This window comes from Yersinia canariae (genome assembly GCF_009831415.1).
In the GTDB taxonomy this organism is placed as follows: Bacteria; Pseudomonadota; Gammaproteobacteria; order Enterobacterales; family Enterobacteriaceae; genus Yersinia; species Yersinia canariae.
Map to the genome: position 1 here is coordinate 2,536,295 of NZ_CP043727.1, position 23,487 is coordinate 2,559,781.

Consider the following 23,487-nt stretch of genomic DNA (forward strand, 5'->3'; position numbering starts at 1 on the left):
CTCACTGATTTATGACGCCGAAGTTATCATTGCTAATAAAATAATCCGTTGATTCATTTGCATCAGTAACCACTGGCCTGATGCTGACGTCGGGGGCCAAATATGGTATAAATCCTGCCATCTTGTGACTCATGCTCTGCCAAACCCTCCTTCTGCTGATACGGTGTGGTTTTTTGGCCCTGTTTGAATTAACTGGCACAGAGATGCTCGTGTGCGTCATTAATGTGTTTTTCGTGCGTAATTAAGGTAACCCGGTGAATATTCAGGCTCTTCTCTCAGATAAAGTCAGCCAGGCGCTGATTGCAGCAGGTGCTCCAGCAGGGAGCGAACCTCAGGTTCGCCAATCTGCCAAAGCTCAATTTGGCGATTATCAAGCTAACGGCGTAATGGCCGTTGCCAAAAAACTTGGCATGCAACCCCGACAACTGGCAGAAAAAGTCATTGAACAGCTCAACCTTGACGGTATTGCCAGCAAAGTTGAAATTGCCGGCCCCGGTTTTATCAATATATTCCTTGACCGCCAATGGGTTGCCAGCAAAGTAGAAGATGCGCTGAAAGCCCCAAAGCTGGGCGTGCAACCGGTTGAACCGCAAACTATCGTCGTCGACTACTCCGCACCTAACGTCGCGAAGCAAATGCACGTTGGCCACTTGCGTTCGACCATCATTGGTGACGCCGCGGTACGCACTTTAGAGTTTCTCGGCCACAATGTGATTCGCGCCAACCACGTCGGCGACTGGGGCACTCAGTTTGGTATGCTGATTGCTTATCTGGAAAAAATGCAAAACGAAAATGCCAGCGACATGGGCTTATCGGATTTGGAACTTTTCTACCAGCAAGCCAAGAAAACCTATGATGAAGATGAAGAATTTGCCCAACGCGCCCGCGCTTATGTGGTGAAATTACAAAGTGGTGACGAGTATTGCCGTCAGATGTGGCGCAAACTGGTGGATATCACCATGGCGCAAAACCAGATTGCCTACGACCGCCTGAATGTCACATTGACCAAAGACGACGTGATGGGTGAAAGCCTGTATAACGCCATGTTGCCTGGTATTGTTGCTGATCTGAAAGCCAAAGGGCTGGCAGTCGAAAGTGACGGCGCGACCGTTGTCTATCTGGACGAATACAAAAACAAAGATGGTGAGCCAATGGGCGTCATCATCCAGAAAAAAGATGGCGGCTACCTCTACACCACCACCGACATCGCTTGCGCCAAATACCGTTATGAAACACTGGGCGCAGACCGCGTGTTGTATTACATCGATAGTCGCCAGCACCAGCATCTAATGCAAGCTTGGACTATCGTGCGGAAAGCCGGTTATGTCCCTGAATCTGTCCCACTAGAACACCATATGTTTGGCATGATGCTGGGCAAAGATGGTAAGCCATTTAAAACCCGCTCAGGGGGCACAGTAAAACTGTCTGATTTGCTCGACGAGGCGATTGAACGCGCGGGTAAATTGATTGCCGAGAAGAATCCCGATATGCCAGCGGATGAGCTCAAGCAAGTGGTTGAAGCCGTTGGTATTGGTGCAGTGAAATATGCGGATTTATCAAAAAGCCGCACCACTGACTATATCTTCGACTGGGATAACATGCTGGCGTTGGATGGCAATACAGCGCCTTACATGCAATATGCCTATACCCGCGTAATTTCAGTGTTTAAACGTGCAGGTCTTGATGAAAGCAGCCTGACGTTACCATTAGTGATTACAGAAGACCGTGAAGCTGCGCTAGCGACCCGCCTGTTGCAGTTCGAAGAAATCATCACTACCGTGGCCCGCGAAGGGACGCCGCATGTGATGTGCTCTTATCTGTATGACTTGGCCGGTCTGTTCTCCAGCTTCTATGAGCATTGCCAAATACTGAATGCTGAGAGTGAAGAGAGCCGCCAGAGCCGCCTGAAATTGGCCATGCTGACAGCAAAAACGCTGAAGCAAGGCTTGGATACCTTAGGCATTCAAACTGTCGAGCGGATGTAGATTTTATTGGTAGCAAAAAGGCCCCGCGGGGCCTTTTTTTATTGCTGAAGAATCAGTTCGTTCGGCGGGCAAAATCACGTAATTTAAAGCCAAGCAAGGTGAGTGCCGCAAAATAGGCAATAACCCCGGCAAAAACAACGGCAGAAAGCCGTAGCAGGCGATAAGCCATACCGCCAACATCCCATGCGGGCATAACCCACAACAACCCCAGCAATACCACGGACATCACCACCACGCCAATCACCAATTTAGTGAGGAATATTGCCCATCCCGGCTGTGGCTGGAAAATTTTCTGCTTACGTAATTGCCAATATAACAAGCTGGCATTTAGACAAGCACCCAAGCCAATTGACAGAGATAAACCCGCATGTTTAAGCGGCCCGATGAAAATCAGGTTCATAACTTGAGTGATTATCAGCGTAACAATGGCGATTTTGACCGGGGTTTTGATGTTCTGACGTGAGTAAAAACCGGGGGCTAACACTTTAACGACAATAAGCCCCATTAAACCGACGGAATAAGCCACCAGCGCGCGCTGCGTCATCATTGCATCAAAGGCACTAAATTTGCCGTATTGGAATAACGAAACAACCAGTGGTTTGGCTAAAATGCCCAAGGCCACTGCGCTTGGCAACGCCAATAGGAAACACAGGCGCAGCCCCCAATCCATCAATTTAGAGTATTCATCATGGTTGCCGCTGGAGAAACTCTTAGCCAATGACGGTAACAAGATAGTGCCTAACGCCACCCCCAGCACGCCGGATGGAAACTCCATCAAGCGGTCGGCGTAATACATCCATGACACTGAACCGGAAACCAGGAATGAAGCAAAAATAGTATTGATAATCAAAGATATTTGGCTAACGGACACCCCGAGAATCGCAGGCCCCATTTGGCGCATGACCCGCCAAACTCCAGCGTCGCGTAGTGATAATCGGGGTAACACCAACATTCCTATCTTTTTCAGATGGGGAAGCTGATAGCCCAATTGCAACACGCCGCCGACGACGACAGCCCATGCCAGCGCCATGACGGGGGGGTTAAAATAAGGTGCGGCGAAGAGTGCAAAACCTATCATGCTGATGTTCAGAAAGGTCGGAGCAAAGGCCGGAATAGAGAAACGGTTCCAAGTATTAAGAATCGCGCCCACGAGTGACGCCAATGAAATCAGCAAGATATAAGGGAAAGTCACCCGCAGCAATGCCGACGTTAATGCAAACTTGTCTGGCGTATCAGTGAAGCCGGGCGCAGTAATAAAAATAACCCAAGGGGCGGCTAACATCCCCAAAACTGTCACTACCGCCAGAATCAGGGTTAATAAGCCGGAGACATACGCCACAAATGTTCGTGTCGCTTCCTCACCTTTCTGGCTTTTATATTCGGCCAGAATCGGCACAAAAGCCTGTGAAAATGCCCCCTCAGCAAAGATACGCCGCAATAAATTAGGTAATTTGAACGCCACAAAAAAGGCATCCGTTGCCATACCTGCACCAAAAATCCGCGCGACAATCGCATCACGAGCAAAACCCAATACGCGGGAAAACATGGTCATAGAACTGACGGCAGCCAGTGATTTCAGTAGATTCATAGGTTTTTCTGATCTGTTTTCCGATCTATTTCTCGATCTGTTTTTTAAAATACACTGTAAATATCAACGCCTGCAGTTAGCAGGCGTCGCTTCTACCCAATAGAGGATCATCACAATTGAGATGAGTTTGGGATTGTACCAGTTCTGGTTGGTTATTCCGCTACCCGCTGTTGTAACAGAATTTCTATCATTCGCTGTGCAAGGATAGCCTCTTCACCTGAAACGTGTGGCGCTGTTTGATTACTGACCGCAGTAATAAAATGATGAACAGCACCGCTAAACCCTCTTTGCTCCAATGTGGTTTGCCAACCCGGCGCGGGGAGATTTATCACCCGCCCCTCTGACTCCTGCTGCCACTGGCGCATATCGGTAATTTGGTAGCAAGTGCCGGGGCTAACGGCTTGTACACTTTCGCGCTGAGTTCCGCCGTGGCGGTGCATACTGGTGGTTATCTGGCAATCCCCCGCCCGGAAATGGTGTTCGGCATAGAGCATTTGCCCCTGAGCATTTGTTTGTATTGTTCCTGTCATCAGTTTTGCTGCATCGCCACCCAGCCACAGCGCCGTATCCACCACATGCAAATAATCATCAAGCAGCGTAAAACGGACATCATTAGGCCCGATGCTATCCTGCCGATGCTTTTCCATGCGCAGTGATGCCGGGTGACTCATTTGCTGCTTAAGCTGCTGATACAATGGCGCAAAACGGCGATTAAAGCCCACCATCAACGCCAGCCGTTGCTTCGCGGCCAATGCGATTAATTGCTCAGATTGCTCCAGTGTTTCAGCCAATGGTTTATCAACATAAACATGGACACCGGCTTGCAGTAACTCGCTCACCACCTGAAAATGGCTGGCCGTGCTGCTGTGAACAAAGATGGCATCACAATCCGCGGCTAAGGTGTCCAGCCGTGAGAAATAACGCATGCGATAGCCGTCGCACACCGGTTGTGCTTTTATCTGATTAGGGGAAAACGCCCCCACCAACTGCCACTCCTGAGCAAGAGTCAGGATAGGTAAATAGGCCTTTTGCGCAATGCCACCAAGACCCACAATGCCGACTCGCAGTTTTTTATCAACCCCAGGCTTTTTCATAGCATCCTTAATTAGTCATCCAACTGTATCAACACTTCGTCCAGGCGGCGAGTCAGTGCAATGACTTGCTGTTCGAGTTGCGCGACTCGGGCTTCAAGAGCGCCCGTGCCGGCGGTTATGCTCTCTTCTGCCGATGACGTTGGCGCAATATCGCCACTAAACAGATGCATAAAGCGGCTTTCTCGTTTACCCGGTTCGCGGGCCAAACGCACCACAAACGGCCCATCTTCGCGTGAGGATAACTGGTTAAGAATCTCTTCAGTTTCAGCAACATCAGCAAATTCATACAGTCGACTTGTGCGCGTACGCAGCTCGCCAGGGGTTTGCGCGCCACGTAATAATAGTGTGGCAATGATGGACAATTCTGCGGGCGAAAACTTAAGATTGCCAAATTCGGAATTGCAAAAACGGTGCTCATACTTCATCACCCGATTACCACTTTGGGTTCGGATAAGGTGTTTTTTCAATAAGAAATCCAGAGTCTGTTGCACTTCTGACTCTGATAACTCCATCACCGGTTCACGATTGGTTTTCTGGTTACAGGCAATTGCCACGCCATTGAGTGACATCGGATATTGCTCTGGCATTGTCACTTGTTTTTCCAGCAAACAACCAATAACTCTGGCTTCTTGTGCATTTAAACTGTGTTTCATCCTGACCTCAGCGAGTTGGCGTCCATTCTGTGTTAGTCAAAGCCGTCAATACATGATCGCGCCATTGGCCATCAATCAGCAAATAATCTTTCGCGTAACCTTCGCGTTCAAATCCAAGGCGCTCAAGCAAATTACCACTGCGATGATTATGCGGCATATAGTTAGCCATAATACGGTGCATCCGCTCCTGCCGCTGCATGTAGCGAATCAGCGGTTGCAGCGCTTCAAACATAAGCCCCTGCCCCTGCCAGCGCTCACCTAATGAATAGCCAAGAAAGCAAGCATGAAATGAACCGCGTAGCACATTGCTAAAATTCGCCACACCGCGCACTTCTTTTTCTTCGGGATCTAACAAAATAAAATAATAGGCGCTGCCCTGTTTTTGCAGCTCCATAATCATTCCGAGCCTTGCCTGCCACCCGGAAGGCATGCAATGACTTTGATCACGCACGGGCTCCCACGGTTTAAGAAACACTTGATTTTCAGCGTAATACTCCGCCATACGGTAAGCATCACGCTCATTGACCAGCCGCAGTGACATACGGTCTGTCGTCAGGCGTATTTTAGGTGTTGCTGAATGATAGCCGAACATCTGTTCCCCTTGGGCTATGCGCTGCACTTAACTTAGCGACAATCTTTTTGTTCAATATAGCGGTTGCCTGGCGGCCACGTAAAACCGCAGTCGCGCTCTTTTACACATCAATACAGCAAAATTACCCAACTAAAGAGCCCAAAAGGCATTTTATTATGAAAGTGTTGATGAGGTAACGTATTGACGATAAAAATATTATCAATCTAACTGCTATTAATTGTTATGATATTACTGCTCTCACAATGGAATAGTTTGTATAATGCTGCAAACTATAAGCAAATTATTTATTCCCTCCTTTTTAAATTTCTGACGGTGAAGCATGGCCTTGGTATCGCAAGCTAGAAGCTTGGGTAAATACTTCTTATTGCTTGATAATTTATTAGTTGTGTTAGGGTTTTTCGTCGTATTTCCACTCATTTCTATCCGATTTGTCGACCAATTGGGTTGGGCTGCGGTGCTTGTCGGCCTCGCCTTAGGACTCAGGCAATTAGTTCAGCAGGGGCTTGGGGTCTTCGGCGGTGCTATCGCTGACCGTTTTGGTGCCAAGCCCATGATAGTCACTGGCATGTTGATGCGGGCTGCGGGCTTCGCACTCATGGCGATGGCTGACGAACCTTGGATACTTTGGCTAGCCTGCGCATTGTCGGGGCTGGGCGGCACTCTGTTCGACCCTCCGCGTACCGCCCTGGTTATCAAATTGACGCGCCCGCATGAGCGCGGCCGGTTCTACTCCCTATTAATGATGCAAGACAGTGCCGGTGCGGTGATTGGCGCATTAATCGGGAGCTGGTTACTGCAATATGACTTCCATTTCGTCTGCTGGACTGGCGCGGTTATCTTTATATTGGCTGCGGGCTGGAACATGTGGCTATTGCCGGCTTACAGAATATCAACCGTGCGGGCACCCATGAAAGAAGGCCTGATGCGGGTGCTGCGCGATCGCCGTTTTGTAACCTATGTACTGACGCTAACCGGCTATTACATGCTGTCAGTGCAGGTCATGCTAATGCTGCCTATCGTGGTCAATGAGATTGCCGGCTCTCCTGCCGCCGTTAAATGGATGTACGCCATTGAGGCCGCGCTCTCTTTGACCTTGCTGTACCCGATTGCCCGGTGGAGTGAAAAACGTTTTCGCCTTGAACAACGTTTAATGTTTGGCTTGCTGATAATGACATTAAGTCTGTTCCCTGTGGGCTTTATTACTCATCTGCAAACATTGTTTATGTTTATTTGCTTCTTCTATATGGGCTCCATTATTGCCGAACCGGCGCGTGAAACACTGAGTGCGTCACTGGCAGATTCACGCGCGCGAGGGAGCTACATGGGCTTTAGTCGCCTCGGGCTGGCACTGGGTGGTGCATTAGGCTATACCGGCGGTGGCTGGATGTATGATACGGGCCGAACATTGGAAATGCCGGAGTTACCGTGGTTCCTGTTAGGTATCATTGGGTTAATTACGCTCGTCGGGCTTTATTGGCAATTCAACCAGCGCCGTATTGAGTCAGCTATGTTGAGCGGCAGCTAACAATCACTCGCCGGCGCAGCCTTATTTCCGGCGAGTCTTTTGTCGTCTCACTGCGAGTGGATTCAGGGTTATCTGATTGGCAATGGGCGCGATCTACCGCACTATTCCCCATCCCAAACCGCAGTTGAACAAATGCGGTAAATAATACAAAACAGCAGATTAACCAGTTACTATTGAGCAAATTTAGTTTGTTTAATGTTATTGCGCATATTGCTACGAGGCTTTAATGAATAAATTAATGTGGGGCGCGGCGGCGCTGGTTGTTACTGCGACACTGGTCGGCTGTAACCAACTGACTCAGTACACACTGAGTGAGCAAGAAGTGAATGACTATCTGCAAAAGCATAATAACTATGAAAAACAGATTGGCATTCCCGGGCTGGTTGATGCACATATTACGCTAACACAGTTGCAGAGCCAGATTGGTCGTGCGGAGCCCGGCAAAGTGACTTTAACGGGTAATGCCAAAGTGGATATCACCTCCATTCTCGGGCCACAAACCGCTGATATGACATTGACCTTAAAAGCGCAGCCGACATTTGATCGCGAAAAAGGGGCCATTTTCCTGAAAGATATGGAATTGACTGACTATACCGTTAAACCGGAGAAAATGGACTCAGTGATGAAAGCGCTGACCCCTTATTTGAATCAGTCTTTGAAATCTTATTTTGATCAGCAGCCCGCCTATGTGCTGGACGGCGAGAAGAGTAAAGCAGAAGGCATGGCGAAAAAACTGGCGAAAGGTTTAGAAGTGAAGCCGGGCCAATTAGTCATCCCACTGACCGACTAATTAGCACAGCACATTATTCACATTGATGGCGGAGGAGGTTACTCCTCCGTGTCACTGTTTTCTGATAATTCATCCCACATGGCTTGCAGTGCTTCGCGGCTCAATTGTGCCAAAGTACGATAAAAACCGCTGGTGGCATGGGCTTCTACTTTGCCAAGAAAACGGCCACACCACGGCAGTAAATAGTCATTAAACAGCGCAATTTGCGCAGCTACTTCATCTTGCTCTGCTTGATCTTCAAACCAAGATGCCGCTAATAATAAACCACCAAAATGGTCTGTCGGCCCTTCGCCTAACGGCATACCGCGTTGTTGCAAAAAGGCGCGAACTTCTGCTTCCGGGCGAGCATCTTCATAATCGGAACCGTAAGGTGATACGCTGCGTTCGTCACCGACAAACATCGCATTATAGTCAGTGGCCAAAACATCAGGTTGATACTCCCGTTGCAGGCGTGCAAGTAACTCACTTTGCTCTAACGGCCAATGCTGTTCCAATTTCCCCTGACTTATCAGTGTAAAAAGAGGTTCTAGCAGCGGATCTTGTGGCGGGCGATAAAAGAGTGACCCAAGGATACGGCACATCAGGGAAAAATCGTTCATTTACATCATCCTGTTTTTTATACGTTTTTTAAATCAAAAATTGTGACAACGTCACATAAAAAGTTACAACGCGGCTAACTCAGGTATCGGTGGTCGGCCACGTTGTTCAAGGTAATTGAGTAAGCGACGTGGGCTAACATTCAAAATACGCTCTTGTGGGAAATTCACTTCGGCAATAATGCGCTCACAGTGCTCAAAAATCCCCAATGAATAGGCAATATGAGAATCCGAACCCAAAGCCAACCATCCCCCCGCATCACGCACAGCCTCAGCAATCGCGCGGCAATTCGCTTCACTCCCTTTACGTGAATGTGTAAAAGATGAGTTATTCAATTCCAGCGCCACGTTATACTTTGCGGCGGCTTCAGCAATAGCTTTAATATCAACCGGATACTTGGGGTTACCGGGGTGGCTAATAATATGGACATTTCCCTGCGCCATAGTGGCAATCATTGCTTGGGTATTGGCGGCTTTATCCTGAGGCGGGAACACTGGCTCATGGAAACCGGCAATGAGCAAATCGATGGCATCAAGCATTGGGCCAGTGCAATCGATGTCACCTTCCAGGTTTTTAATATTGGCTTCAATACCCCGCAAAATCCCCACGCCATCAACTAATCGCGGCCATACTCGCATGTTCATAAAGTGCCAATAATGAGGAGCATCAGCCATATCCGGGCCATGGTCGGTAATGGCGAACAGTTTGATATTTTTTAGCTTAGCTTCGGCGATATAATCGTGCAGAGTACTGTAAGCATGGGTACTGGCAATGGTATGCATATGTAAATCAACAGGATACATGACTACTCCACAAAGTCTTTTAAGGCGGGATAGCTTTTTTTGCAGGCAAAGCATAGTCCGCTAATGATAGCAGGAATTCTTCTCATCAGCAGCGCTAAAACCTCGCCGGCAGCCGGTTAACCCCTTCAAACTGTGGAAACCCTTAAATCAGTACCCCCTCACCACATCAACCAATCCTACCGGTTCCCTTCCCGCTTCAATGGCCTTGATATTTGCGACCACCTGATCCATTGCCGCCTCAGGCAAGGTGACAGCCGCAATATGTGGGGTGATGGTGATGCGTGGATGGCTCCAGAATGGGTGCATCGAGGGCAACGGCTCTTCTGCAAACACATCTAATGTGGCGGCGGCAACTTTACCGGCACTCATTGCTGCCAACAAATCCCTTTCCAGCAGATGCGCTCCCCGGGCAATATTGATGATATAAGCGTTGGCATTCAATTGTGAAAAGAGCGACTGATTAAGGATACCGACAGTCTCAGGGGTGTTAGGCAAGAGATTAATCAATAATTGTGTCCCTTGAATGAAAGCCGGCAACTTTTCATTACCGGCATAACTGGTCACACCATCAATCTGTTTTGGCGTGCGGCTCCAACAACGAACAGTAAAACCAAATTCAGCCAATTTGTGGGCAACACTTTTTCCTAATACACCCGCACCGAGAATCCCTATGGTGAATTTATCGTGTTGATGTGGCTCCAGGGGTTGCCACAGCTTCTGTTGTTGTTGCAGTTGATACTCGTCCATACGGCGAAAATAGCGCAATACTGTCGCAACCACATATTCCTGCATCTGCAAAGACATTCCTGTATCTTCTAGCCGAACCAGTGGCACTCCCGCAGGCAATGTCCCCGGATGGCGTCGCTCCTGATCCAAGATAGCATCCACCCCGGCCCCTAACGCAAAAACGCCTTTTAATTCAACACGACTGGCCAACATTTCCTGAGGTGGCTGCCAAACCAATGCATAATCTGCTGGCTGTGTATCACCACGACGCCATTGCCTGATATTCGCTGTAGGCAAGCGCGACTGTAGCCCTGACAACCACTGTTTTGCTTCAAAAAACGGGTGATAAAAAATAATATTCATTATTTGCCAGCTCCTTGCGAAAGTGCTTGATAGATTTCCGCGATTATCGCGCAGATGCAAGTGCTACAGGCAAGAAATGCCGATGAAATCAGCAAACTGCGGTAACTTTAGCGAAACAGGAATAAAGCACTCATAAGAGGGTTGACGTTGGGCACACTTTTACCTACATTACGCCGGTCGGCTATGTTTAACAGGGCTGATTGCAGTAAAGATGTATTGCAGTAACACGGTGAGGTGTCTGAGTGGCTGAAGGAGCACGCCTGGAAAGTGTGTATACGTGTAAGCGTATCGAGGGTTCGAACCCCTCCCTCACCGCCATATTAAAATAGCTTACAGGTTAAATGCCTGTAGTCAGTCGGCGGCAATCAATAGCAAGTTTGGTGTTTTTCCCCAAGACCTGTTATTTCGATTGCCGTTTTTTTTATTTTTTAGCCTATCCCTAAAACTGCCAGACTATTCTTTTTCTCCTGTTGCAGTCTTTATATTTCTATCGGGTATAAACAATAAATATCCCCCACTAATTATAAAACTCAATTGCTATTAATTGATTATATTGCTCTCTGGTGCCCCATGCTACAACGTGGAAAGTTCTTCCACTCTGAGATATAAACCATAAGGGCAAAAAAAATATGAAACTCTCTTTTACTGCTTTATTACTCCTATTTTATCTGCAAAATACATTTGCGACCCCCATGATTGTCGCGCATCGCGCTGGCACTGCTGATCACCCTGAAAACACCCTGCACGCCATCGAAATGTCGCTACAAAATAATGCTAATGTTATTTGGTTGAGTATTCAGTTCACTAAAAATGGCATCCCCATATTGTACCGACCCAGTGATCTTGAAGAGCTAACTGATGGTCACGGCCCTGTTTCAGCACTCGATTGGGAGGAATTACAACAATTGGATGCGGCTTATCATTTTGATATTCAAGGGCAATATATTTATCGTGGTCTAGGGATAAAAATACCGTCACTAAGACAAGTTCTTGTTTCCTACCCTAATGCAGAATTTATACTTGATATTAAATCACCTGATGCAGACCCCGACACAATGACAGAAAAATTCAATAAATTGCTCACAGAAACAAATTCATTGGATAGAGTGAGATTTTATTCGACCGAAAAGAAATATCTGGCCGCACTGCCAAAGACGATGAATAAATTCAAACCACGAAACCGCACCCGCAGAATCCTCGCCAATGCCATCATGGCAAATCACTGTGAATTCACCAAAATTCAGAACGAAGAATCAAGCAAGCGCTCAGATGAATATCATGCATTCGAATTAAAACGCGATGTTAAAATCGTTGAAAAATTCACCCTTGGCAAAGGCACATCACGAGTGCAATTAATCTGGAACCCACAAGCTATAGCCTGTTTTAGGCAGAACCATAATACTAAAGTTCTGCTGATAGGAATAAACTCCTATCAAGACTACCAAATAGCTAAAAATCTGGGAGTCGATTATGTGATGGTCGATTCCCCTGCCTCGGCTAAAAATTGGCATTAAATTGGCATTAAATGGGCAAAATCTGTCTGTGAATTGCTCTATATGCATGCGGAATAACCAGATGACAAACAACAAATAAATACTGCTTGACCATCTGTCTGCCGGTCACTATAGTACCGCCCCGTTGCAGTGCATAGCGCAGTAACGTACGGTGAGGTGTCTGAGTGGCTGAAGGAGCACGCCTGGAAAGTGTGTATACGCGTAAGTGTATCGAGGGTTCGAACCCCTCTCTCACCGCCATATTTGAGCAAAAGGCTCTGACGTAAGTCAGGGCCTTTTTCTTTGGTACAAAATCTGGATTCTGCTCTTTATAAAGGGCGTTTGCGTTTATCTTTAAGTGTACGGTCACCCAATTGAGAAAAAGGCATTAATCGACTATAAACCACCTGATTCCGACCTTGATTCTTTGCCTGATACAGGGCTTCATCCGTCATTTTCAATGCCTTTAACATCGACATTCCGGATAAATACAAAGAAGCGCCAATCGAAATGGTCGCCTTTACTTTTCGCCCATCGGGTAATTCCACATCCAAGTTCTCAACACGCTGTCGAATTCGCTCCGCCACAGTTTTAATCGCTTGTGGATCATGGCTGTGAGTAATAATAATAAATTCTTCGCCGCCGTAGCGCCCCACAAAATCCTCATCCCTGATCACTGCGGCCAATAGTTTCCCCACTTCAGCTAACAATATGTCACCGCCATTATGCCCATAGGTATCATTTACAGATTTAAAATGGTCGAGATCCAAAATCATTAGGCCACAAGCTTGGCGACTGTTATGAATACTGGCTAGCCGGTAATCAACACTCGACCGGTTATTCAACTGAGTTAACTTGTCGATATTTGCCCTGTTTTTCATCGCAAAATAGGCAGAAATATGGCGCTCTTTAAAATTTAGTGCGTGATAACAAATAGCTAAGCAAAGTGCTGCAATAAGTTGAGATACTACGGCCTGAGTCAATATAAATGCGTCTGGGACTAATAAAGTGGCCGTAACAATTCGATAAATAGCAATTAAGATAATGGTGATATAAAAGACGCGGTTATTCTTTTTCTCCCATACTTTCGAGAACAAAAGCGGGATAAAAACTATAGTTATTAATATATTATCTAGCGTCACCCAACCAGAAAAAGTGAAATTTATCGCCAGCGCCGTCACGCCGCTGAGCCAACCACCATAAAAAGTGGCCAAAATAATCGGGACCAACTCGAAACTGTAGAAGAAGGAGTCAGAAATAACCCACTGCTCTTGATTGAGGTAAAGTGATACCAACCCCGATATCAAACCAAACAAAATACGTTTCCAAACCTCCCCGTTATAAGAAAAGGGGCTGTTCTTACTTAAGGCGAAATAACCTATTGAGAGAGTTGCATAAGTTACACAAGCATCTCGGTATAGCGTTGACAAAGAATCTAATTCACTCATGGTGTAGCATCAGCCCTTTGAATTCTCAGGTGCGATTTTTGACAAAATAGATACAGCCAATTCCTCACTAAGATTAAGTCACTTATTAGTCTGATATTATTCATCGCAACCTTAGATATTGAGCAAAATTAATAGTTCTTAACCTAAATTTTAGCTACGAGATAGGCTTTATTCCTGAATAATTTCATTATGGGGCCTCGCCCTCTATTTAGGTAACAAGATATCTCCTAATCACCGCGCCGTACCCTCCGACAGCCTGCAATGGGTGATTTTAACCCGTATCACTCTGTTTCTCACACTTGGTACTAAAAGAAGGTGCTACTGACGATAATAGTGACTTTTTATTAAATCATGCGGGGAATTGTCTCGCCCACTATGAATCTGCTCATTTAATCCACTCTATAAAACTGGACGTTATCGATATTTCTGTCAGAGATTGATATACATCTAGATCTCACCGTGCAAATTGGCGTATCGTTGCTCTCTGCTACTCGAGACGGACCCTTATTGGCCCGCCATTTATTTTGTCTTTTCTTTATTTGGTTCGCACCTTAGATGAAAACGCACGGAATTAACGGCATTAGGCCGTTCAGCGCGATTATTGACGCTTGCTGGCGAGAAACCTATACACTTCAAAGACTTCTCAAAGACATAATTGCCGGTGTTACTGTCGGTATTATTGCTATTCCACTGGCTATGGCGCTGGCTATTGCCAGTGGTGTTCCCCCCCAGTACGGCTTGTATACCTCCGCAATCGCCGGGATTGTTATTGCTGTCAGCGGGGGTTCGCGCTATAGCGTATCTGGCCCTACCGCGGCCTTTGTCGTTATTCTTTACCCCGTATCACAGCAATTTGGTTTGGCTGGTTTATTACTGGCGACATTACTCTCCGGCCTATTTTTGCTGTGCATGGGGCTGGGGAGATTAGGCCGGTTAATCGAATATATTCCGCTGTCAGTCACCCTTGGTTTCACATCGGGGATTGGCATCACCATCGCCACTATGCAGGTAAAAGATTTCTTTGGCCTTCATCTCCCCGAAGTACCTGAAACCTATGTAGATAAAGTGTCCGCGCTGGCACAGGCAATGCCAACCATTAGCTTCAGTGATACTCTAATTGCTACTGTTACTTTAATGGTATTGATTCTCTGGCCACGATTAAAACTAAAGTTACCGGGTCACTTACCCGCGCTCGTCGCAGGTACAGCCGTTATGGCCGTGTTATCCCTCTTTGACCATCAGGTCGCCACTATCGGATCACGCTTTGGTTATTTATTGGCAGACGGGACGCAAGGCCACGGTATTCCGCCCATTTTGCCGCAATTTGTCTTACCCTGGCATCTTCCTGCCGCTAATGGGCAAGAATTTGTCTTAAACTGGGCGACACTTTCCGCGCTCCTGCCAGCTGCTTTTTCGATGGCAATGCTCGGGGCAATTGAGTCGCTATTATGCGCGGTGGTTCTTGATGGTATGACCGGGCAAAAACATCACTCAAACAGTGAGTTAATCGGTCAAGGGCTGGGTAATATGGTCGCGCCATTCTTTGGTGGCATCACCGCCACAGCCGCTATTGCGCGGTCGGCGGCGAACGTCCGTGCAGGGGCAACCTCGCCAGTATCTGCTATTGTCCATTCCTTGCTCGTGTTACTGGCTTTATTGGTTCTGGCACCGATGTTGTCTTATCTGCCGTTAGCTGCGATGGCGTCGTTGTTATTAATTGTGGCCTGGAACATGAGTGAGGCTCACAAAGTTGTCGACTTACTGCGCCGCGGCCCTAAAGACGATATTATCGTGATGCTGCTGTGTATGAGCCTGACGGTGTTATTTGACATGGTGATTGCAATCACGGTGGGTATTGTTCTGGCCTCACTGCTGTTTATGCGCCGTATTGCCCGCATGACGCGCCTGAGTGAAATGCCCGCAGAAATGAGCGAACACCGCTTGGTATTGCGGGTTAACGGGCCACTGTTTTTCGCTGCCGCAGAGCGGATATTTAACGAATTACTCAGCCGTAGCGAGAATTACGAAACTATCATTCTGCAATGGGATGCTGTACCGGTCCTTGATGCCGGCGGGCTGAATGCGTTTCTGCGCTTCACTGAGGCCCTGGGTGAGCATCAGCAACTCATCATCACGGATATCCCCTTCCAGCCCCTGAAGACGCTGGCAAGAGCTCGAGTGAAGCCAATTGAAGGTAAACTGAGTTTTTATGGCTCGTTGCCGGAAGCTCTGGATGCTTTGCGTGTGAAAAGCTAATTATCTGACCGGTTAGGTACTAGAGAAACGGGCAAGACTGAAATCATTGTTATGGCGTGCAAAAAAGGCAGCGTAGATCTCTACACTGCCTTTTGTTTATTCACCACTACCACGTCATTGGCAAGGCTATTGGGATTACTTGCTGGTATCCAACTCGGGGAAGTTTTTCACTAAATCGTCGATAGCTTTCATCTGCACCAAGAACGGCTCCAGCTTGTCTAATGGCAAGGCGGATGGGCCATCGCATTTAGCACTGTTAGGTTCTGGGTGAGCTTCGATAAACAGCCCGGCCAAACCAACCGCCATACCCGCACGGGCCAATTCTGCCACTTGAGCACGGCGGCCACCGGATGCGGAGCCAAACGGGTCACGGCATTGCAACGCGTGAGTGACGTCGAAAATGACGGGGTGACCGCCAGTCGCCTGCACCATGACATTGATGCCCAACATATCAACCACCAGATTGTCATAACCGAAGTTACTTCCGCGATCACACAGAATAATCTGGTCATTACCGGCTTCTTTGAATTTCTCCACGATATTGCCCATTTGACCAGGGCTAACAAACTGAGGTTTCTTCACATTGATAACTGCGCCGGTACGCGCCATAGCCTCAACCAAATCAGTCTGACGCGCCAAAAATGCCGGTAACTGAATAACATCAACAACCTCGGCAACAGGCTGACATTGGCTTATTTCGTGTACATCAGTGATGACTTTTACGCCAAATTGCTGTTTCAGCTCCTGGAAGATTTTCATCCCTTCTTCCAGGCCTGGACCACGGTAAGAATGAATTGAAGAACGGTTGGCTTTGTCGAACGAGGCTTTAAAGACGTAAGGAATCCCCATTTTTTGGGTGACTGTCACGTAATGCTCGCAGATGCGCATCGCCAGATCACGAGACTCAAGCACATTCATGCCGCCAAACAGCACGAAAGGCAGGTCGTTCGCTACGTTGATATCGCCAATGCTAACCACTTTCTGTTTCATACTAATACCTTTATAAAGGGTAAATCGAGATTAATTACAGCGGCTTAGATACAGCAAACAGCGCATATCTCCGCGCCTATTTCATGCTGTCACGCGCCGCTATAGAAAAGAATATCAGTGCAATGTCACTCGTTGCTGCTCAATGGAGTGGATCTGCATTTTTATCATTTCAGCAATGGGGTCTTCCGGGCACTGTTCGACAAAATAGCTTAAATCAGAGATGGCAATATGGTTGCAATCCAGTTGGGCATAAATCAGGCCACGATCGCGGATTTCATAGGGGTCATCGGGGTCAAAAGCCAAGACTGCTTCACTGGCACGCAAGGCCAGCTCCATCTGCTTTTCTTCCATTAACGCAGCTTTCAGCGTGTCGAGCATTTTGCGCACAATCAGGGTATTTTCCGCTTCTTCCAAATCTTCATCTTCCAATTCGGCGCTCAAACCCAAGTTGCCTTTGATCCACACCTCGAGCATATGCTCATTGAGTGTTTCACCGTTCAATGGGTTAATTAGCCACATTTCTTCATCTAACCAATCGGCACGAAGAATTAATTGGGTTGGAAAAATAACAGGCATCAATGGCAAATCCAGTTGATGGGCAATATGCAGGAAAATAACCCCCAGAGAGACTGGAGTTCCCTGCCGCTTGTCCAGCACTTTATCCAGCCAGATAGCATCAGACAGGCGATAAACACCGCCCGCACCACCAAATTTCCATTTGCGGTAAAACAGATCGATAAGCACTTCTAATTGCTGATCCTGATTGAGATCGGTGGGCATAGCGGCCCGGGCATCATCGACGAGCTGTTGCAGCTGGGTGCGCACATCAGCGAGTGGAAAATTCTGTCGAATCTCCTGGGTAACCAGTAACACCCCATCACACAGGGACGCGTTGTTAAATTCGAAATCAGCAATGCTACTCATAGATATCCCATCAGCAGTGGTAACTTAGTTGTTGCCAGTTTTATAATCAAATACAGGCAACCCAATGCGAGTATAAAGGCAAGCCAACGATGATTCTGGCTGCGAGTTCGCTTACCTAATGCGACATAGCCAAGCAGGATATAGATAATAACGCCAAATAACTTTTCAGTCAGCCATGTTCCTTGCGGGCTGAAAGGGTAAAATCCGGTAATAAAAATCAATACAATACCGCTGACAAACAACAGGGTATCATTGATATGCGGTGTTATTTTTACCCAACGTTTATCCATCATAGCTGAACCGCGACATTTCCAGAAGAAACGTAACACAAACAGCGTAATACTGATAACCACTGTGAGTAAATGCAAATACTTCATGGCGATGTAATCAATCCACATGACTTCCGCTTCCTTATTTTACCCTGTTCATCTGGACATACCGCGGTGTTGAGCTGCCACACCAATGACATGGGTTCTGTTAATTATTCATCGCTCTATATTCAGTACGTAAATTCGATTGTCACAGGAACTTTCTTGATAAAGCCCCCCATTGGCCCAAAGTGACACGATCATTATTACCATAATCTTTATACGTCATTACAGCACTAAATCCCGTATTGTTAAGGTGTTTTTGTACTGCTTCAGCTTGCTGCCAGCCATGCTCCAACATTAACCAGCCCCCGGCCTCTAAATAGGTGGGGGATTGTCGAATAATTTCAATCAAATCCGCCATACCTTCAGCCGGTGCCACCAGCGCACTGTGCGGTTCATAGCGCACATCGCCTTCATTAAGGTGAGGATCATTGGCATCAATATAGGGAGGATTGCTGACAATAAGTGAAAATCGTCCGTCCACTGAGTCAAACCAGCGGCTTTGTAGGAAATGCGCGTTATTTATCGCAAGTTTTTCTGCGTTATGACGGGCCAGCGCCACAGCATCAGCTTTGATATCAACGCCTACCACGGTGCAATCCGGGCGTTCACTGGCTAATGCCAAAGCAATTGCGCCGGTGCCGGTCCCTAAATCTAGAATGCGGCACGGGGTGTTAGCTAAATGCGCCAAAGCTTGCTCGACTAAGCATTCAGTATCCGGGCGGGGAATCAATGTGGCAGAGGAAACACTCAATGGCAGCGACCAGAACTCACGCTCCCCGACCAAATAGGCAATGGGTTCCCCGAGTTCACGGCGGGCCGCCAAAGACTCCAACACCGCTAACTGCTCAGCGGTAAGCACGGTTTCACCGAAAGCCAGTAAATAGGTACGCGCCCTGCCGGTGGCAAAGCTCAGTAGAATCTCGGCATCGCGCTTAGGACTATCACTTTGGCTAAAACGGGCTGCCGTTAACGACAGCCACTGCTGATAATTCATTAATCTTGCTCAGACAACGCAGAGAGCTGATCAGCTTGATATTCCTGCACAATTGGCTGGATAAGCATATCCAGTTTGCCTTCCATGACCTCATCCAGACGATAGAGTGTCAGGTTGATACGATGGTCAGTCACGCGCCCTTGCGGGAAATTATAAGTACGATTACGGTCAGAGCGATCGCCAGAACCTAACAAGTTGCGGCGTTCAGAAGCGACGGCTTGCTGACGTTTTTGCATTTCTGCAGCACGAATACGTGCGCCCAACACCGACATAGCTTTAGCTTTGTTCTTATGTTGCGAGCGCTCGTCCTGGCACTCCACCACAATTCCGGTTGGAATATGGGTAATACGAATGGCTGAATCCGTGGTATTGACGTGCTGACCACCCGCGCCTGAAGAGCGGAAAGTATCAATTCGCAAATCACCCGCATTGATTTCTGGCATTTCAGCCTCAGGGATAGCCGGCATTACCGCAACAGTACAAGCCGAGGTATGAATGCGCCCCTGTGATTCGGTTTCGGGTACACGTTGAACACGGTGACCGCCCGACTCAAATTTTAACTGCCCGAAAACACCATCGCCGGAGACCTTGGCGATCACTTCTTTATAACCACCGTGCTCGCCTTCACTGGCGCTCATGATTTCCACTTTCCAACGGCGGGCTTCGGCATATCGGCTATACATGCGGAACATGTCACCGGCAAAAATAGCCGCTTCGTCACCACCGGTTCCGGCACGGATTTCCAGGAAGCAATCACGTTCATCATCAGGGTCTTTTGGCAACAACAGAACTTGCAGTTGCTGTTCCAGCTCTTCACTACGAGCTTTAGCTTCTTTCAGTTCTTCCTGTGCCATTTCACGCATTTCGGGATCTTCGAGCATCATTTCTGCGGCTTCGATATCATCTTGCACACTACGCCATTCTTTAAAACAGCGGGTGACATCCGTCAATTGCGCATATTCACGTGATAACGCGCGGAAACGGTCTTGGTCGGCAATAACATTGGCATCGCCAAGGTGCGCTAGCACTTCTTCGTGGCGCTCTTGTAACGCTTCCAATTTGGCAACAATAGAAGACTTCATCCGTGGTTTTAAACCCTGTAATTAGAGGAAACTAGTGCTGATCCAGCCCAAGGCTGTCGCGTAATAATTGCAACCGCTCCATATCGCCATCACTGGCGGCTTGCTGGAGGGATTTGGTGGGAGCATGAATCAGGCGGTTGGTCAGCTTATGGGCCAGTTCATTAACCACCTGTTCAACATTAGCGCCCTGTTCAATAGCGGCTAATGCTTTTGCCGTCATCTCACCGCGAACCTGTTCGGCCTGAGAACGGTAATCACGAATGGTTTCGACCGCCCCCTGAGCGCGTAGCCAGGTCATAAAATTGATGCTTTCTTGTTGTACTATCGACTCAGCTTGAACTGCTGCAGCCTGACGTTGCGCCATATTGTGCTGAATAATCGCTTGTAAATCATCAACACTGTATAAATAGGCATTAGACAATTTACCCACTTCCGGCTCAATATCGCGAGGCACGGCAATATCAACAAACAACATGGGCTGATTGCGGCGGCTTTTCAGAGCGCGCTCTACCATCCCTTTACCAATAATAGGCAGTGGGCTGGCGGTTGAGCTGATAATGATGTCGGCATCGGCCAGACGCGCATCAATTTCAGGTAAAGTAATCACTTCAGCCCCTACTTCCGTGGCCAGGGCTTGCGCTCGCTCACGGGTACGGTTAGCAATAATCATATGCTTGACTTGGTGCTCTCGCAGATGGCGGGCTACCAATTCTATCGTTTCACCCGCACCAACTAACAACACATTCAGTTCAGACAATGATTCAAAAATTTGCCGCGCCAATGTACAGGCAGCAAATGCCACCGAAACAGCGCTGGCACCAATTTCAGTTTCTGTACGAACCCGCTTGGCGACTGAGAAGGTTTTTTGGAACAACCGCTCCAATTCGCCAGAGAGTGATTGTTCGCGTTGGGATTCTGCGAAAGCTTTTTTCACCTGCCCCAGAATTTGGGGTTCCCCCAATACCAAGGAGTCTAACCCACTGGCCACGCGCATCAAATGGCTGACGGCGTCATTACCATGATGCCAATATAAGCTGTTTTTCACTTCATCTGGGCTAAGCTGGTGATAGTTACACAGCCAGGCGATAAGTTGTTCGTGCAAGTTTTCTTGCTGTTCTACGCTGAGGTATAACTCAGTTCGGTTACACGTAGACAACACGACACCGCCCTGCACCAACGGTTGTTGGAGCAAGCTAGCAAGTGCCTGATCGATAGATTCCGGTGAAAATGTCACTCGTTCACGTAACGATACAGGTGCGGTTTTGTGGTTAATGCCTAATGCAAGCAGAGTCATGAGAACGGCTTCGAGTAATACTGATGTTAGTATGGATTCTCGTCTGAACCGCATTCTACTTGATGCGCGAGATCAATAAAAGTCACAGTGCAATATCCTAACTATTATCATAAATTATGCTCAAAAATTGGTTGTCTGCTGTACAACAATATTGCTTATATCCTCAATAGTTCGAGTTGCCCAAAGGCGGCAAAGGAGAAACAAATCGGTCGGGGCCCATTTGAACAGCATTTATGCTAGCTCGCGGGCGCAGTGTCATTCATCTCGATTTGCTTTATCATAAAGCTGCTTTATAAAAACGTGCCGCCAGTGAAAACCCTGCGACCGATAGGATTTATACCCATATGCCTCAGCGCAAAATCAGTTTTTATCGCCTACTTCCGTTAGCTACTTTACTGCTAGCCGCCTGTAGCACCACTCCGCCATCTGGCCCAGCGACCAGCCCGACATCGCCACAATGGCGTCAACACGAACAACAATTACAGCAATTGAGCCAATTTCAAACGCGTGGTGCTTTTGCCTATATCTCAGAAAAACAAAAAGTTTATGCCCGTTTCTTCTGGCAACAAACTGCCCCTGAGCGCTATCGTCTCTTGCTAACCAACCCGTTGGGTAGCACTGAGTTGGAATTGGTTGTGCAACCGGGGATGACCCAGTTGACGGATAACCAAGGCAAGCGCTATGTCAATGATGACCCGCAAGAAATGATTCAAAAATTAACGGGGATGTCGATTCCTTTGGAAAGCTTACGCCAATGGATTCTGGGGCTACCGGGCGATACCACTGATTTTACCCTCGATGACAAATACCGTCTGAAACAACTGACTTACAAACAAGATGGCGTAACGTGGATAGTTGATTATCAAGAATATAATACTCAAGTCACCCCGGCACTCCCTAGCCGTATGGAACTGAGTCAAGGCGGGCAACGCATTAAGCTGAAAATGGATAACTGGACGGTCAAATAGCATGGTTAGCACCAATCAACATGTCTGGCCGTCACCCGCAAAATTGAATTTATTTCTCTATATCACCGGGCAACGTGCTGATGGTTATCATCTATTACAGACTTTGTTCCAATTTCTCGATTACGGCGACCAATTAACTATTGTGCCGCGCGATGACGAACAAATTCGGTTGTTGACCCCAATCGCCGGAATAGAAAATGAGCAAAATCTGATAATCCGCGCGGCGCGATTACTGCAACGGCATCCCGGAGTGGCGAAAGTGCCTCGGGGAGCAGATATCAGCATCGAAAAATGTTTACCCATGGGGGGAGGCCTCGGTGGCGGTTCATCCAATGCGGCCACCGTATTAGTGGCACTTAATACTCTGTGGCAATGTGGTTTATCTGATGACGAATTGGCCACCCTTGGCCTGACATTAGGGGCCGATGTGCCCGTGTTTGTTCGTGGCCATGCCGCCTTTGCAGAGGGAGTGGGCGAGAAATTGCAACCCGCTGCCCCCGAAGAGAAGTGGTATTTGGTGGTTCACCCCGGTGTAAGCATCCCAACGCCGATTATTTTTTCTGATCCTGAATTAAAAAGAAATACGCCAGTTCGCCCACTGGCGGCGCTTTTAAGCACTCCGTACGCAAATGATTGCGAACCAATCGCAAGAAAACGTTTTCGCGAGGTTGAACAGGCTCTTTCATGGCTGTTAGAATATGCTCCGTCACGCCTTACCGGAACCGGCGCTTGTGTTTTTGCTGAATTTGACACTGAGTCATCGGCCCGGCAGGTGTTAAGTATTGCCCCAGAGTGGTTGCACGGTTTTGTCGCCCGTGGAGTGAACGTTTCGCCATTGCATTGCGTACGCTCTGGGAAAATTGAAAGCAGTGAGCACAGATAAGAATGTACAACACAGGTCTAGATCATGGCACCACTGACCTGAGTTTGTGAAAATACCTGTCTCAT

At 47.7% G+C, this 23,487-nt stretch carries 21 protein-coding genes and 2 tRNA genes; 9 read left to right on the forward strand and 14 right to left on the reverse strand.

Annotated features, from left to right (window positions below; genetic code table 11):
• The first annotated feature begins 254 nt into the window (after positions 1-254).
• A complete protein-coding gene (gene argS, locus F0T03_RS11655) occupies positions 255-1,985 on the forward strand; it encodes an arginine--tRNA ligase (protein WP_159678454.1) in 1,731 nt (576 codons plus the stop codon).
• 52 nt (positions 1,986-2,037) lie between these two features.
• Here argS and murJ read toward each other — a convergent pair whose 3' ends face one another.
• The 4 genes from murJ to rimJ form a co-directional block, all read right to left on the reverse strand.
• Positions 2,038-3,573, reverse strand: coding sequence for a murein biosynthesis integral membrane protein MurJ (gene murJ, locus F0T03_RS11660; RefSeq protein ID WP_145556915.1), 1,536 nt, complete (start codon positions 3,571-3,573; stop codon positions 2,038-2,040).
• 152 nt (positions 3,574-3,725) lie between these two features.
• Positions 3,726-4,667: a Gfo/Idh/MocA family protein gene (locus F0T03_RS11665; RefSeq protein ID WP_145556916.1), complete on the reverse strand. Its 942-nt coding sequence runs from the start codon at positions 4,665-4,667 to the stop codon at positions 3,726-3,728.
• Positions 4,668-4,678: 11 nt separating this feature from the next.
• Entirely contained in the window at positions 4,679-5,320 is a 642-nt protein-coding gene (locus F0T03_RS11670) for a YceH family protein (protein ID WP_159678456.1), read from the reverse strand.
• Positions 5,321-5,327: 7 nt separating this feature from the next.
• Positions 5,328-5,912, reverse strand: coding sequence for a ribosomal protein S5-alanine N-acetyltransferase (rimJ, locus tag F0T03_RS11675; protein WP_145556918.1), 585 nt, complete (start codon positions 5,910-5,912; stop codon positions 5,328-5,330).
• 319 nt (positions 5,913-6,231) lie between these two features.
• Here rimJ and mdtH point away from each other — a divergent pair, with 319 nt between their 5' ends.
• Together mdtH and F0T03_RS11685 are read left to right on the forward strand one after the other, a co-directional pair.
• Positions 6,232-7,437, forward strand: a complete 1,206-nt coding sequence (gene mdtH / locus F0T03_RS11680) for a multidrug efflux MFS transporter MdtH (protein WP_145556919.1) — start codon at positions 6,232-6,234, stop codon at positions 7,435-7,437.
• Positions 7,438-7,663: 226 nt separating this feature from the next.
• Positions 7,664-8,227, forward strand: a complete 564-nt coding sequence (locus F0T03_RS11685; RefSeq protein WP_145556920.1) for a lipoprotein — start codon at positions 7,664-7,666, stop codon at positions 8,225-8,227.
• Positions 8,228-8,265: 38 nt separating this feature from the next.
• On the opposite strand, the gene F0T03_RS11690 is transcribed toward F0T03_RS11685, so the two are convergent.
• The 3 genes from F0T03_RS11690 to ghrA all read right to left on the reverse strand — a co-directional run bounded on the left by F0T03_RS11690 (position 8,266) and on the right by ghrA (position 10,716).
• Positions 8,266-8,826: a TorD/DmsD family molecular chaperone gene (locus F0T03_RS11690; protein WP_159678458.1), complete on the reverse strand. Its 561-nt coding sequence runs from the start codon at positions 8,824-8,826 to the stop codon at positions 8,266-8,268.
• Positions 8,827-8,889: 63 nt separating this feature from the next.
• The gene (locus tag F0T03_RS11695) at positions 8,890-9,627 is read right to left on the reverse strand and encodes a phosphatase (protein WP_145556922.1); all 738 of its coding nucleotides are present in this window, start codon (positions 9,625-9,627) and stop codon (positions 8,890-8,892) included.
• Positions 9,628-9,774: 147 nt separating this feature from the next.
• Positions 9,775-10,716, reverse strand: a complete 942-nt coding sequence (ghrA, locus tag F0T03_RS11700) for a glyoxylate/hydroxypyruvate reductase GhrA (protein WP_145556923.1) — start codon at positions 10,714-10,716, stop codon at positions 9,775-9,777.
• Between the two features lie 228 nt (positions 10,717-10,944).
• Here ghrA and F0T03_RS11705 point away from each other — a divergent pair.
• From F0T03_RS11705 to F0T03_RS11715, 3 genes are all read left to right on the forward strand, one after another.
• A tRNA-Ser gene (locus F0T03_RS11705) sits at positions 10,945-11,034 on the forward strand.
• Between the two features lie 311 nt (positions 11,035-11,345).
• Entirely contained in the window at positions 11,346-12,230 is an 885-nt protein-coding gene (locus F0T03_RS11710) for a glycerophosphodiester phosphodiesterase family protein (RefSeq protein WP_145556924.1), read from the forward strand.
• Positions 12,231-12,380: 150 nt separating this feature from the next.
• Positions 12,381-12,470, forward strand: a tRNA-Ser gene (locus tag F0T03_RS11715).
• Between the two features lie 68 nt (positions 12,471-12,538).
• Here the strand turns inward: F0T03_RS11715 and F0T03_RS11720 are convergent.
• Positions 12,539-13,657 carry a GGDEF domain-containing protein gene (locus tag F0T03_RS11720; RefSeq protein WP_145556925.1) on the reverse strand — a complete coding sequence of 373 codons (1,119 nt, stop codon included), beginning with the start codon at positions 13,655-13,657 and terminating at the stop codon, positions 12,539-12,541.
• 555 nt (positions 13,658-14,212) lie between these two features.
• Here F0T03_RS11720 and dauA point away from each other — a divergent pair.
• Complete coding sequence (gene dauA, locus F0T03_RS11725) at positions 14,213-15,913, forward strand: C4-dicarboxylic acid transporter DauA (RefSeq protein ID WP_145556926.1); 1,701 nt, start codon at positions 14,213-14,215, stop codon at positions 15,911-15,913.
• 135 nt (positions 15,914-16,048) lie between these two features.
• On the opposite strand, the gene kdsA is transcribed toward dauA, so the two are convergent.
• From kdsA to hemA, 6 genes are all read right to left on the reverse strand, one after another.
• Entirely contained in the window at positions 16,049-16,903 is an 855-nt protein-coding gene (gene kdsA / locus F0T03_RS11730) for a 3-deoxy-8-phosphooctulonate synthase (RefSeq protein ID WP_159678460.1), read from the reverse strand.
• A 114-nt stretch (positions 16,904-17,017) separates the two neighbouring features.
• Positions 17,018-17,827: an invasion regulator SirB1 gene (sirB1, locus tag F0T03_RS11735; RefSeq protein ID WP_145556928.1), complete on the reverse strand. Its 810-nt coding sequence runs from the start codon at positions 17,825-17,827 to the stop codon at positions 17,018-17,020.
• Entirely contained in the window at positions 17,824-18,225 is a 402-nt protein-coding gene (locus F0T03_RS11740; RefSeq protein ID WP_145556929.1) for a SirB2 family protein, read from the reverse strand. The genes sirB1 and F0T03_RS11740 overlap by 4 nt, the downstream gene beginning before the upstream one ends.
• Positions 18,226-18,346: 121 nt before the next feature.
• Complete coding sequence (gene prmC / locus F0T03_RS11745) at positions 18,347-19,195, reverse strand: peptide chain release factor N(5)-glutamine methyltransferase (RefSeq protein ID WP_159678463.1); 849 nt, start codon at positions 19,193-19,195, stop codon at positions 18,347-18,349.
• On the reverse strand, positions 19,195-20,277 hold the full coding sequence (gene prfA / locus F0T03_RS11750; RefSeq protein WP_145556931.1) for a peptide chain release factor 1: 1,083 nt from the start codon (positions 20,275-20,277) through the stop codon (positions 19,195-19,197). Before prfA ends, prmC begins: the two co-directional genes overlap by 1 nt.
• A gap of 31 nt (positions 20,278-20,308) precedes the next feature.
• Positions 20,309-21,571, reverse strand: coding sequence for a glutamyl-tRNA reductase (hemA, locus tag F0T03_RS11755; protein ID WP_145556932.1), 1,263 nt, complete (start codon positions 21,569-21,571; stop codon positions 20,309-20,311).
• A gap of 344 nt (positions 21,572-21,915) precedes the next feature.
• On the opposite strand from hemA, the gene lolB reads away from it, so the two are divergent.
• The gene (gene lolB / locus F0T03_RS11760; RefSeq protein ID WP_159678465.1) at positions 21,916-22,539 is read left to right on the forward strand and encodes a lipoprotein insertase outer membrane protein LolB; all 624 of its coding nucleotides are present in this window, start codon (positions 21,916-21,918) and stop codon (positions 22,537-22,539) included.
• 1 nt (position 22,540) lies between these two features.
• On the forward strand, positions 22,541-23,422 hold the full coding sequence (gene ispE, locus F0T03_RS11765; RefSeq protein WP_159678467.1) for a 4-(cytidine 5'-diphospho)-2-C-methyl-D-erythritol kinase: 882 nt from the start codon (positions 22,541-22,543) through the stop codon (positions 23,420-23,422).
• Positions 23,423-23,487: the final 65 nt, after the last annotated feature.

What these genes read in the sequence shown, in the direction of transcription:
- rimJ (WP_145556918.1), bottom strand. Translation starts at nt 5,912, where the DNA reads ATGTTCGGCTATCATTCAGCAACACCTAAAATACGCCTGACGACAGAC.
- prfA (WP_145556931.1), bottom strand. Translation starts at nt 20,277, where the DNA reads ATGAAGTCTTCTATTGTTGCCAAATTGGAAGCGTTACAAGAGCGCCAC.
- F0T03_RS11720 (WP_145556925.1), bottom strand. Translation starts at nt 13,657, where the DNA reads ATGAGTGAATTAGATTCTTTGTCAACGCTATACCGAGATGCTTGTGTA.
- lolB (WP_159678465.1), top strand. Translation starts at nt 21,916, where the DNA reads ATGCCTCAGCGCAAAATCAGTTTTTATCGCCTACTTCCGTTAGCTACT.
- sirB1 (WP_145556928.1), bottom strand. Translation starts at nt 17,827, where the DNA reads ATGAGTAGCATTGCTGATTTCGAATTTAACAACGCGTCCCTGTGTGAT.
- F0T03_RS11670 (WP_159678456.1), bottom strand. Translation starts at nt 5,320, where the DNA reads ATGAAACACAGTTTAAATGCACAAGAAGCCAGAGTTATTGGTTGTTTG.
- F0T03_RS11710 (WP_145556924.1), top strand. Translation starts at nt 11,346, where the DNA reads ATGAAACTCTCTTTTACTGCTTTATTACTCCTATTTTATCTGCAAAAT.
- dauA (WP_145556926.1), top strand. Translation starts at nt 14,213, where the DNA reads ATGAAAACGCACGGAATTAACGGCATTAGGCCGTTCAGCGCGATTATT.
- ispE (WP_159678467.1), top strand. Translation starts at nt 22,541, where the DNA reads ATGGTTAGCACCAATCAACATGTCTGGCCGTCACCCGCAAAATTGAAT.
- F0T03_RS11685 (WP_145556920.1), top strand. Translation starts at nt 7,664, where the DNA reads ATGAATAAATTAATGTGGGGCGCGGCGGCGCTGGTTGTTACTGCGACA.
- F0T03_RS11665 (WP_145556916.1), bottom strand. Translation starts at nt 4,667, where the DNA reads ATGAAAAAGCCTGGGGTTGATAAAAAACTGCGAGTCGGCATTGTGGGT.
- F0T03_RS11690 (WP_159678458.1), bottom strand. Translation starts at nt 8,826, where the DNA reads ATGAACGATTTTTCCCTGATGTGCCGTATCCTTGGGTCACTCTTTTAT.
- prmC (WP_159678463.1), bottom strand. Translation starts at nt 19,195, where the DNA reads ATGAATTATCAGCAGTGGCTGTCGTTAACGGCAGCCCGTTTTAGCCAA.
- hemA (WP_145556932.1), bottom strand. Translation starts at nt 21,571, where the DNA reads ATGACTCTGCTTGCATTAGGCATTAACCACAAAACCGCACCTGTATCG.
- F0T03_RS11740 (WP_145556929.1), bottom strand. Translation starts at nt 18,225, where the DNA reads ATGTGGATTGATTACATCGCCATGAAGTATTTGCATTTACTCACAGTG.
- ghrA (WP_145556923.1), bottom strand. Translation starts at nt 10,716, where the DNA reads ATGAATATTATTTTTTATCACCCGTTTTTTGAAGCAAAACAGTGGTTG.
- murJ (WP_145556915.1), bottom strand. Translation starts at nt 3,573, where the DNA reads ATGAATCTACTGAAATCACTGGCTGCCGTCAGTTCTATGACCATGTTT.
- F0T03_RS11695 (WP_145556922.1), bottom strand. Translation starts at nt 9,627, where the DNA reads ATGTATCCTGTTGATTTACATATGCATACCATTGCCAGTACCCATGCT.
- kdsA (WP_159678460.1), bottom strand. Translation starts at nt 16,903, where the DNA reads ATGAAACAGAAAGTGGTTAGCATTGGCGATATCAACGTAGCGAACGAC.
- mdtH (WP_145556919.1), top strand. Translation starts at nt 6,232, where the DNA reads ATGGCCTTGGTATCGCAAGCTAGAAGCTTGGGTAAATACTTCTTATTG.